Origin of the sequence: Alkalilimnicola ehrlichii (genome assembly GCF_003399765.1) — a bacterium.
Taxonomy (GTDB): Bacteria; Pseudomonadota; Gammaproteobacteria; order Nitrococcales; family AK92; genus AK92.
In genome coordinates this window covers 1-10,374 of sequence record NZ_NFZV01000052.1, presented here as the reverse complement: position 1 = coordinate 10,374, position 10,374 = coordinate 1, and the positions used below count along the sequence as shown (strand labels likewise).

Annotated in this window: 8 protein-coding genes; 3 read left to right on the top strand and 5 right to left on the bottom strand. The window is 61.6% G+C overall.

The window, feature by feature from the left end; all coding sequences use genetic code 11:
* Nucleotides 1-491 precede the first annotated feature (491 nt).
* The 4 genes from CAI21_RS22220 to CAI21_RS22205 form a co-directional block, all read right to left on the bottom strand.
* Complete coding sequence (locus CAI21_RS22220) at nt 492-1,244, bottom strand: PP2C family serine/threonine-protein phosphatase (protein WP_116304309.1); 753 nt, start codon at nt 1,242-1,244, stop codon at nt 492-494.
* Nucleotides 1,245-1,251: 7 nt separating this feature from the next.
* Nucleotides 1,252-2,034 carry a vWA domain-containing protein gene (locus CAI21_RS22215; protein ID WP_116304308.1) on the bottom strand — a complete coding sequence of 261 codons (783 nt, stop codon included), beginning with the start codon at nt 2,032-2,034 and terminating at the stop codon, nt 1,252-1,254.
* The gene (locus CAI21_RS22210; RefSeq protein WP_116304307.1) at nt 1,952-5,110 is read right to left on the bottom strand and encodes a DEAD/DEAH box helicase; all 3,159 of its coding nucleotides are present in this window, start codon (nt 5,108-5,110) and stop codon (nt 1,952-1,954) included. The genes CAI21_RS22215 and CAI21_RS22210 overlap by 83 nt, the downstream gene beginning before the upstream one ends.
* 67 nt (nt 5,111-5,177) lie before the next feature.
* A complete protein-coding gene (locus CAI21_RS22205) occupies nt 5,178-6,365 on the bottom strand; it encodes a toxic anion resistance protein (protein WP_116304306.1) in 1,188 nt (395 codons plus the stop codon).
* A 149-nt stretch (nt 6,366-6,514) separates the two neighbouring features.
* Here CAI21_RS22205 and CAI21_RS22200 point away from each other — a divergent pair, with 149 nt between their 5' ends.
* From CAI21_RS22200 to CAI21_RS22190, 3 genes are all read left to right on the top strand, one after another.
* Nucleotides 6,515-7,390 (top strand): hypothetical protein, encoded by an 876-nt coding sequence (locus CAI21_RS22200; protein WP_147305219.1) that lies wholly within the window; start codon nt 6,515-6,517, stop codon nt 7,388-7,390.
* 144 nt (nt 7,391-7,534) lie between these two features.
* The gene (locus tag CAI21_RS22195; RefSeq protein WP_116304304.1) at nt 7,535-8,074 is read left to right on the top strand and encodes a PH domain-containing protein; all 540 of its coding nucleotides are present in this window, start codon (nt 7,535-7,537) and stop codon (nt 8,072-8,074) included.
* Complete coding sequence (locus CAI21_RS22190) at nt 8,067-9,602, top strand: PH domain-containing protein (protein ID WP_116304303.1); 1,536 nt, start codon at nt 8,067-8,069, stop codon at nt 9,600-9,602. The genes CAI21_RS22195 and CAI21_RS22190 overlap by 8 nt, the downstream gene beginning before the upstream one ends.
* A 90-nt stretch (nt 9,603-9,692) precedes the next feature.
* Here the strand turns inward: CAI21_RS22190 and CAI21_RS22185 are convergent.
* Nucleotides 9,693-10,374, bottom strand: a 682-nt coding sequence (locus tag CAI21_RS22185; protein ID WP_181919594.1) for a HEPN domain-containing protein, incomplete at its 5' end; no start/stop codon positions are given.

Genomic DNA, 10,374 nt, shown 5'->3' with positions numbered 1-10,374 from the left:
GTGGCCGTGGGCGTGCAGCTCGGCGACCAGGTGCGCGAGTTGGTAGGCGACCTTGACGCGAAAGCGGTAATCCTCCGGCAAGCCGGTTGCGCGTCGACCACGGGCGCTGAGCAAATACTCCAGCGGCACGGTGTTGTCGACGTCGAGCTGCGGCATCGCGTAGCCGAGGAAGGCGCCATCCATGCTCTCAAGCGTGCCGATAGGCCAGGTGATGCGCGGATACTGGCGGCCGCGGCGCTCAAGCGGGGCAGGTGCGGCGGGTCGGCCAGCATGGCTTGAACCTTGGCCTGTTTTTCGGCGTTGGGTTCGTGATAACGCTTGGCGACCAGCGGTGGCGTTTCTGGTAGGCGGTAGATGGCGCCCTCGCCGCCCCGGGCCAGCGGCTCAAGGTCGCCGTATACTGGCCGCCGCCCTTGCGGTGTTACAAGAATCCAGGTTTGAGCGTCATGAGGCATCCGTTGAGTCTTCTTGCGATTTAGCGGGTATCGCTACTATTGCGTCGGCGCCGGTAGGCGTGCCGCCCATAGCAGGGTTTTGTCGTCGCCGCTGATGCGTCGCGGTTGCTCTTGGTTGAGCGTTCCGCTCAAAGCTTGGGAGCCCTGAGCTTCTTCCGCTTGCTTAAGATAATGAGTGACCGGGCGGACGAAGCCTTCGTCTAAGCCCTTGCGGTCGCGGCTAAGGGCGAAACTTGCCGTGCCGTCGCTCATGAGGATGAACTCGCCAGCCTCCGGCGCGAGCGTATAACGCAAATGTCGATGCCAGGTGTCCTGCGTATAGAAGAACGTCTCGTTCGCGAACTCGCCATTCTCCGGTAAGCTCAAGACGCAGTTGGCCCATTCGCCGTTGTTGCTGGCGGCAGCGACGCCGTCGCCGATGTGAAAGATCAGCGCTTGCTCGGCATTGGCAATAACGCCGACTATCGTGGCGTGGAAGGCGCTTAGGTCTTTGTCGGCGGCCGGTAAGGTCTCGCGCGCGTAGGCAATACCGCTTTTGATGTGTTGTCGCCAAAAGCCGAGGAAGTCTTCGCCTGTGAAACCGCTGGCCGCTTGTAGCAGATGACGGCTAACCACGGTGGCGGCATGGCGGGCGCCGAGCTCGCTTTGGGCGGCGGAGCCGGCACCGTCGCAGACGACGGCGGCCAGCCATTGGCCGTCGCGTTGGAAAGCGAAGGCATCCTGGCAGGGTTCGTCGCGGCGTTCGTGGTCCGGCCCGCGTGCGATGCCGGCGGCTACTTTCCATTCCATGGTCGATTCACACCTCCACCACGGCCCAGTCGGCAGCGGGAAGCTGCACTTGCTGCCCTGGGGCGGCGGTGGAAACGCTACTCATGCTACGGCTTAGCCAAACGAAGAGCTCGTTAAACTGTAAGCCGGCCAGGTGCTTCGGCCGGTTGTTGGAAAATAGATCCAGCGCTTCGAAGTCGGCATGCTCGACGCCGATGGGAAAGATGGCTACTTGTTTCGCCCGCTCGGCATCGCGGCAGCGGGCGGCTATTTTCTGCCAGCCGTGGTCGTTGGGCGCGCCGTCGCTGATCATCATGATCCAGGGGCGGGTGGAGGAGATGCCGTTGGCGTCGTAGCGTGCCTTTTGTTCGGCAACCTTATCCAGGGCTAAATCCATTGCTTTGCCCAGCGGCGTGGTGCCGTTGGCTTCGATGGTCGGGGCATGGAAGTCGATCGCGTCGACCCAATCGCTGACCACTTCGGCTTTGTCGTAGCCGCCGACGCGAATGATTAGCAGCTGAACCCGCAGCGCGGTGGTGGGGTCTTTTTTCAGCTCGCGTTCCAGCGTCTTCAGGCCTGCATTCAGTTGGTCGATGGCGGGGCCGAGCATGGAGGTCGAGCCGTCCAGGACCAGTACGCAGGGGGTGCGTTGATTGGTGTTGTCGCTAAACGCGAGTCGGGAATTAAGTAGTCGCTCATCGTTTGCTCTTGCTCTTATCGTTGCGCGGTTAGGGTGTGTCGGTGCTGTGCTCGCGTGGCCGGGGCGACGGTTTGCCGTAGCGGTGGACGCGTTCGGCCAGGCGCGCGACATCGGCCAGCGCGGCGTCGAGGCCGGAGTCTTCGGTGCGGAGCACGGCCAGTTCTTGCGCCAGGCGCTCCATGCTGGCAACGGCGGCGCGGCCGCTGTCCATTCTGCTGTCTACCTCGGTGCGTAGGCGTGGGTCGTCGGCCCCTGGCCCGAGGTCGCGGAGGCTCTCCAGGAGGAGGCAGGCGCCCTGCAATTCGTCGAGGGCGGCCTGGCGGAGGCGGTCGATGCTGCTGCGATAGCGGTCGTACGTGAGTTCGCTTGCTTCGAAGCGTTCGCCGAGCCAGCGTACGGCTTGCCGGTAGTGGCGCTCCAGGGCGTCCAGCAGCTCCAGCAGGGAGGGAGCGTTCAGCTCTTGCAGTCGCCAGCGCAGCGAGAGGGCCGGCCCGGCCGACTCGGTTTCGCTGTGCGAATGGGTCATGCCAAGCGCCTGCCGCAACTGTTCGAGAACCGCGTCGCGCCGCACCTGCCAGGCGGTAAAACCAATAGGGAGGATGATAAGTCCAGCGCGTTCCAGTAAGCGGTAGCGCTCCCATTCCCATGCTTCTCCAGCGCTGGCGTCGGAGCCGATGGTATCGACGGCCAACGCCCGGCCTTGGTAGAGCACGAGAAGGTCAAGTTGCTGCCCGGCGAAGCAATAATCGGGGCGGCACTGGGCGCCCCAGGCTTCCAGCGCCGCAATCAACTCCCGGCGCATGGCATCGTGGGCAGGAACGCGTGTGTCTTGGCGGACGGCTGTCGTTTGGGCGTGTTCGACATAGTCCGCCAGCAAGTTGGGGCCGGTGTCCTCCAGGGCTGCTTTCGGCATGAACAGGATTTGTCGATAACGGGCGCGGGTGACGGCGACATTAAACACGTCCGCGCGGTTGAGGTAGTTCCAGGCTGCGGCGGCACGGCCTGGATAGACGCCGGTGGCGATGAGCATGAGGTCGCGTTCTTCGCCTTGAAAGGCATACGGGGTGCCGACGCGGATGTCGTGGCGGCTGAGTGTGCCGAGCGGGTAGCGTTCGAGTAGCTCGCGTTCCAAGACCGCTGCGGTGGCGCGGAAGAAGGCGAGGACGCCGATGCTAGGGCATTCGTGATCCGGTAATTCGCTGGCGTCTTGAATCAGTTGTTCGAGGCGGGCCAGTAGGGTATCGATCTCGGCTGCGTTGACCTCGTTTTCCTGGCGTACCGGGCAGTCGATCACCTCGATAGGTAAATCGCCACGGTTAGCTTTCAGATGCGTCAGCACTTTGAGGCGGCTGTTGTAAAAGCGCTCGTTGCTGAAGGCAATAAGTTCCGGGCGGCTGCGGAAATGCTCATCGAGTAAGACGATCGCCTCTCCGCTGCTGACGGCTTCAAGCCCGTAATCGAGTAAGGAGCGTTCGCGGTAGTTGAGGTCGACCGGGGCGGCGTCGACCTGGTGTTTGCCGGCCAGTCGGCGCTGGCGGTCGCGCGAGACGAAGGAAAAGTGCCGTAATTGTTTCGGGTCGCCGACGATGACGGCACGCCGGGCGCGTTGCAACGCGGGCAGCGCCAGCGGCAGGCTGCACTGAGTGGCCTCGTCGATAATCGCCAGCTCGAATAATTCCGGCGTTGGCGGTAGGACGCGATGCAGGGTTTGCGCCGAGACGACCCATACCGGGAATGCTTGGGTTAGTACGTCCCAGTCGAGGGCTTCGAAGCGGCTTTCCCGGTGGCCGGAAGCGCGCGAGCGCAGGGCGGTGGTGAGCGCTGTGAGTTGGCGGCGTTTGTCGCGCAAGAGGCGATGGAGGTTGTCGTTCGCCAGCGCTTCCAGGTAGTGGCGTGCCCGTTGCTGGTGGGCGGCGACTTGTTCTTGCAGCGCTTGCCAGCGTTGGGCAAGCAAGGGCCGGCGGCTCAGTGTGAGGTGTAGCCACCAGGCGCGGAGCCGGTGCCAAGGATTGCTCGCTTGGCCGTTGCGCCAGATGGCGCCTTCCTTTTCGGCCGTGGCTAACGCTTTCTGGAACTGGTGTTCGCTGCGGCGATAGCGGCGTGCCAGGGTTTGCAGCTCTGCGGCGAGCTTGGCGGGTGCCTCGGTTTGGCGGGTGTCAGCTTCGCCGGCGAGGAGAGCGTCGAGGTCGCTCAGCAGTTTGCTGCGGTAGTCGCCGCGGCCGGCACGCACGATCAGCCCTTGCGCCGCGCCGAAGGCTTCCGCCAGTTTGCCGCGTACCACATCGGCGGCATGCTCGTTGCTACAGACGATGAGCACACGCTCCTGGCGCAGGACGCGGTCGATGGTCTGGGCGGCGATGGTGAAGGTTTTGCCGGTACCGGGCGGGCCGTTGATGACGCTGATCGTTTCCCGCGCGGCATTCTGTAAGGCGCGCTCTTGCGACAGCGTCAGGCTGATCGGCAGGGTTTCCGGAGCCGACTGGCGGACTCGGGGCGAACGCTCGGCGGGGGCGCCGAGCAGTTGCCGCACCGGCGCCGCCAACGGGGTGGCGGTGCTACTGAGTTCGTCGAGTTCGTAGGCAACGCTGCGCGCGAGTTGGGAGCGCTTGGCCGCCCAAACCACGCCCGTTGCAGACCAGCGTGCGGCTTGTCCGGAGCGCCATGCCGGGTAGCCATTGGCTGTGGGCGAGTGGCCTTGACGCTCCGCTTGCGCTAAGGCATGGCGAAGGATGCCGTCCTCCAGCGCATGCTGGTGGCCGAGTTGTTCGGGCGACAGGCCGAGAGCGGCGAGGGCGGTGGGGTTTAGCCGCAGGGTGTCCGGCTGCGCCCGTACCGCGTATTCGCCGTCGCGCTGTAGGAGTTCGGGTTCAAATAAAAACAGCGGCGCCCGGACTTGGCGCGCGCGGCCCTTGTTTTCCGGCGCGGGGCCGGAGACCAGACACGTGCCGATGGCCAGCTCGCGTTCTTGGCGCTGTACGCGCAGTAGGGCGATTAGGCGCTCGGCATAGTCCGCGGGTAGCTTCAGCGGCTCGACGGGTACCCAGCTTTCCGGAGCACAGGGGAACAGAAACGGTTCGCGCTCGTCGCGGCCGAAGACGTCCAGGAGCTGACGCTCGCCGCCGTCGGCTAACAGACAATCGCGAAAGTACGCGATGAGATTGCGCAAGGTCTCGTCGTTCGACGCCAAAGCTCAAGCCCCCTCGGTGGTCGCGTAAGCCCAGGCACACCTAGCGGTGTGTCTGGGCTGGTTCGTCTTAAGCGACTTCGATTTCGATCGCCGCGCTGCTCTGGCGAGCCTGGTCGATACGACTGATGGATGCTTCGGTGCGTTGAGCGAGTTCGTCGAGCTCGGCGATGTTCTGCGCCATCGTCGGCAGTGCTTCTCGGCGGAAGCGAGAGATGTCTTCCAGCGCGGTGTTGATATCGGCAAAGGCCGTTTGCAGCGTCTCCATGCTCAGTTGAGAGGATGCGGCGCGCTGGTGAATGGCCGTGCCTTGCTCGCGCAGCTGGCGGGCGTTGCCGGCGATGAGGTTGTCGGTGGTCTCGTTGACGGCTTCGATCTTGTCCAAAACGATCTTCTGATTGGCCAGGGCCAGCGCTAGGGTAACGGCGATTTGCAGCGCGTTGACGGTGACGCTGGTGGCGCGGTTGACGCCCCGGATCAGTTCTTTGTTGTTACGAATGATGATCTCGGTGGTCAGCACGCCTTGCTGGTTGACCGCCAGTTGTTGCTGTAGATCCTGAATCCGCTGGCGGAGGGGGAACAGCAATTCTTCTTCGATGAAGGCGTAGCGGGGGTCGTCGTTGGGAATTTCGTTCTCAAGCTTGGCGCTTAGCTCGGCGTCGATCAAGCGGCCGAGTTCGATGGCGCGTTTGAGCTTGGTGCTCAGTTCGCGCATGTCGGCTTGGTCGTCCTGTAACGTGATGTTGTCGCGCTTGAGCTGTTCGCGGCCTTCGTGTAGCGAGGCGACGATGCTGTCGATCACCGTGGAGGCTGATTCGTAGCGCGTGAAGTAGCGTTTGACCGGCGTGCCGACGAAAGGCAACCGCCCCAGCAGGCGGCTGAACCAGCCGGGCGATAAGTCGAACCGTGCCGGGTCCAGTTCTTCTACGCGCGTTTTTAAATCCATCAACGCATTGGCGACCGGCCCGCCGTCGTCGCTGCGTTGCGAGAGTTTGCGGATGGGCTCTTTGAGCATGGCGCTTTTGTGGACCGCCTGCGCCTGTACTTTTTGGCTCATGGTCTCGACCGAGTCGCGGGCTTGTCGGCGCGCCTGAGCGTCGTTGTGGTCGATTTGCAGCAATTGCGCGGTAATCGTGTTCGCTTGCGCGGTGAGGTCGGCCGTATCGTCGGCCGGTAGCAGCGCTTGGTCCAATTCGTTACGTAAGGTGTCCGCTTGAGCGGCGATCAGTGCTGGTTGCGCGTTGTTATCGGTTGTCATCGTGCGTTTGTCCCCCCGGCTCCCTATCGTTCAGCGTGATTCCTTGGGCGGCTTTTTCTCGTTGCGTAGCCTGCCCACATACTGCCGTCATTCTATCAGCTTCTTTTACTTGTTTGTCGCGGTAAAGGTCGTCATTCGCGCGCGCGGGCATGGAAACGATGGTGGCTCTGCGGCATTATGTGCCGCGCCATGCCGCCCTGGTTGTTTACCTCGGGAAGCTGTGCGGTTTTGTAAACAAAAACAACGAGAAGGAATATACGATGGATCACGGACGCTTGGTGAAGCCGCTGTTTAACGGTTGGGTTATTGCCGGCTTGTCGATGAATACTTTGTCGGTGTTGTTGATGCTGTTGGTCGCTGCCGATGAGTTCGCCCTAGACAGAGGGTTCGCGATATTTTTGTTGGGCATTGCCGGCGTAGGCTGCCTGAGTTTGCTTGGGGGGGCGATGCTCGGGTTCGGGCAAGCAAGGTTGGGGGCGTGGTTGCTCATTATCGGGAGTGTCGTGTTTGTGCCCGTCGGGATCGTTGGGCTGGTGGGTGGCTTGAGTATTCTCGACCAGCTAAAAGTGACGGGTAATGGTGCTGTCGAGGCAGTCTCGGCCGCCGGTGCCGATAGCGGGCAGGTTGAGCCGGAGAAGCAATATTTTAGTAAGTCGACCACTCTTTTTCTGGTTCTTGGCGTTGGTAACCTTATTATCGGGATGGTGATGATGTCTCTGTTAGGGATAGGAACCGTTCATCTCGTGATTGGAGGCGTTGCTCTGGTCGCCGCTTATCTTCATCGAACCAATGCGCTGGTATCGTTTTACGAGGGTCACGTCACCTTTCGGAAAGCGGTTATTCTGCCCGCTAATCGGCATGTTCGCTATGACAGCCTAAAGGAGGTCGACGGGGACGAGAATACCCTCGTGATCCGTTATGAGCAGGGCGGGCGGGAGGAAGTTGTGAAGTATGACAAGAGCATGCTGGATAAATTGGCCTTAAACGATATCAAGCTTCAGCTGCGCCGCGCGATGAGCCGCTAGCTGGTGCCATCCCCTCGACCTGCGCGAGATGACATCGCTTGTCCGTATCGGGCTACTCCCTCATCTCTTCCTTGCGTGCGTTTCCGTATTGGGGGCGGTGTTTTTTGTAGTCAGTAGGCCTCGATAGCTCGGGGAGGCACATCGATGGGTTTTACCAACAAGCCGATAGAGCAGGCATCGTTACCGGCGGTGGAGACGTTGGCGTTGGCGCCGGTGTCGCCGCGCTTTGCGCCTTATCAGGTGCTTTCTGCGCTTGCCCAGTGGTTGCCGTTGGTCGTTTTGCTGTGGCTGTTTATTCCGTTTGGCATGCTGCTGCCCTGGGTGCCGGGCGTATTAGCCATGTTGGCGATGATCGGCTTGCCGCTGCTCGCCGCGTTGGCATGGATCGAGGCTAAACGGCGGGAGTTCGGCTTACGGGAGCATGACGTCGTATATCGTAGCGGCATATTAGTCAGGCGGACCACTATCCTGCCTCTGGTGCGTATTCAACATGTCGAGACGGTCAGCGGCCCGTTGGAGCGCTTGTTCGATTTATTGCGGGTTCGGTGCTTTACCGCCGGCGGGGCCAGTGCGGATTTGGTTGTCCGCGGTTTGCGGCAGGAGGAGGCGGAGCAAGTGCGGCAATATCTATTGGGTCGTATTCGCGAGCAAGAGCCGGCATCCGCCGGTGGCGCGAATGACTGAATCGGCGGCCAATAACGGACTCAGTTGCTGGCATCGGTTATCGCCGTGGGCGGTGTTGTTTCTATTGCTGCAAGGCAGTTTGCGGTTCGCGCGCGATAACCTTCCGTTGGTGCTGGGCGCGGGTGCCGGGGTGGCGTTTTTGGAGCAAATTGGCCCGCGGGAGGTCGCCATTGGCGGGGTCTTTCTGGCCTTGCTAGCCGCAGTGCTTAGCCTTCGTTATTACCAACGCTTTCGGTTTCGGCTCGATGCCGACGTGCTGGTGGTGCAGAAAGGCTTGTTCGAGCGTACAGAGCTGAAGGTGGGCGCGGAGCGTGTGCAACACATGGCGATTGACGAGCCGGTTTATATGCGGCCGTTCGATGTGGTGCGTTTTAGCGTGGACACGCCGGGCGGAAAGGGCACGGAGGTCGAGCTGCCGGGGATTGCGCGAAATGTGGCCGAAGCGTTGCGGGAGCGCTTGGGGCGGCAACAGGTCGCTGCGGCGGATGCGACGGAGGCATCGCCTGCAGTGGCGACGGAAGAGGTTGTATTTCGTGCTTCCGCTCGTGGATTAACGCTGCACGGTATCGCCAGCAATTACTTATTTGTGTATCTCGCGGCAGCGGTCCCTTTCCTGCAAGTTGCGGAGCGTTTAGGGCGGGAGCATTGGCAAGCGGTGGAGGGCTTCCTTCCTCTGGGGTGGGTTGTCGAGCGCCCCGTTATGGCGGCAACGCTTGCTGTGAGCGTCTTGGTGTCGGCCGTTGTGCTGTTGTCGCTGACGCTCGTTTGGTGGCGCTTTTATGGGTTTACTTTGGTTCAATACCGCGATCGCTTTACCCAAACCAGCGGTTTGCTGAACCGCCAACATCAGGTGCTGACGCTAAGCAAACTGCAATCGGTCGAGTGGGTGCAAACGCCGGTCGGGCGTTTGCTGCGGCGTGGATTTTTGGTGTGTAAACAGTATGGGGGCGTGAGCGAGCAGGAGGAACGTGCCGGCGGGAGCTTTTTGGTGCCGGCGTTAGGGCTGGAGGCGGGGCGCGCGTTGAGTCGGCGGTTTTGGTCGGCACTGGCGCCCGAGTCGGCGCTATCGACGGTGCACCCTTATTATCGGCGGGCGATGGCTGTTCGCTTTGGCTTGGCCATCGCCGCTTGCGCTGGGCTGCTTGCTTTGGTGACGGGGGCCGGGGCCTGGTGGTGGTTGGCCCTGGCGGCGCCGTTTGTGGCGATGTTGTTCGGTCATTTGCGCTGGCGGGCCGTGGCTTGGTGTTACCAGGGCGGTTTTGTGCAGGTCCGGCGCGGTTTGCTTGGCCGTCGAACCGCGATGTTTCCGGCGGCGAATGCTCAGGCGGTGACGATAACGCAGAGCTGGTTTCAGCGCCGCCGCGGTCTGGTCAGTTTGCATCTGAGTGTGGCGAGCGGGCCGGTGAGTATTCCCTTTATTCCCGCCGCCGACGGTTATCGAATCGCTAACGAGGTGTTGTATCGGGTCGAGAAGGACGAGGCGATCGCAGGGGCGACAGGAATGCCAACAGACTCTAAAAGAGCCTAGGCTCGTTGAGCCGCCGCCTTTTTTTCGCTGCCTACGCGGCAGCGAACTAGCGAAAAATTCAAGCAAGCCTTTGCTGTTATTGAGAAAAGCTCACTGCTTGGCGGCATCCTGAGCGAGGCGCTCGATCTCCGCTTGGCAAATCTGCTCGGTGACGGCGAGCAAGCGCTGTACCCGCTCGGCGAGGTAGTCCAGGTGCTCGTGGTCGACGCTGAAGCCCATGCGGTAGCGGCCGGCGATGTAGGCGTTATCCAGCAGGTCGAAAAGGTCCTGCTCTTCTTGGGTTTGGCATGGGAAAATTTCTTCGTATACCGGGCCGAACGCAGCGGCCTCCAGCGCCAAATAGACTAACCGATGCTCCTGCGGAGTATAAAAGGTATGAACCAGGAGAATGCACTTGTAGGCGGATTCGGCAGACTGGTTGAGATTGAATGCCGCGAGGGGAAGGTTATCTCGCCCTTTGTAAAACTCGAACCCTTCATAAAACCCATGGGCAGCTTTCAACCAACTATCAAAATACTCCTGGGCAATCCGCCGCTGACCTTCGGCACTGAGCTCGCGCGGCTCCTCCAACTCCACCCAGCTTTTCTTATACAGCACTCGGCCTTCGCGCTTGATGTCGAGGAAGAAATATCGCCCTTCGCTCAAGCTCTCGTTAACGTACGCCAAGCGGTGGACGATGGGGCGGACGGAGGCGGAGAAGCCGTGGGCGTTGCAGGTTTGGCTGAGTCGGTGCGCCAGGCTGGCGTCCGATTCGGTCGTCTCGTCGCGCACG

What these genes read in the sequence shown, in the direction of transcription:
- CAI21_RS22220 (WP_116304309.1), bottom strand. Translation starts at nt 1,244, where the DNA reads ATGGAATGGAAAGTAGCCGCCGGCATCGCACGCGGGCCGGACCACGAA.
- CAI21_RS22215 (WP_116304308.1), bottom strand. Translation starts at nt 2,034, where the DNA reads ATGTCGCGCGCCTGGCCGAACGCGTCCACCGCTACGGCAAACCGTCGC.
- CAI21_RS22205 (WP_116304306.1), bottom strand. Translation starts at nt 6,365, where the DNA reads ATGACAACCGATAACAACGCGCAACCAGCACTGATCGCCGCTCAAGCG.
- CAI21_RS22200 (WP_147305219.1), top strand. Translation starts at nt 6,515, where the DNA reads ATGGAAACGATGGTGGCTCTGCGGCATTATGTGCCGCGCCATGCCGCC.
- CAI21_RS22195 (WP_116304304.1), top strand. Translation starts at nt 7,535, where the DNA reads ATGGGTTTTACCAACAAGCCGATAGAGCAGGCATCGTTACCGGCGGTG.
- CAI21_RS22190 (WP_116304303.1), top strand. Translation starts at nt 8,067, where the DNA reads ATGACTGAATCGGCGGCCAATAACGGACTCAGTTGCTGGCATCGGTTA.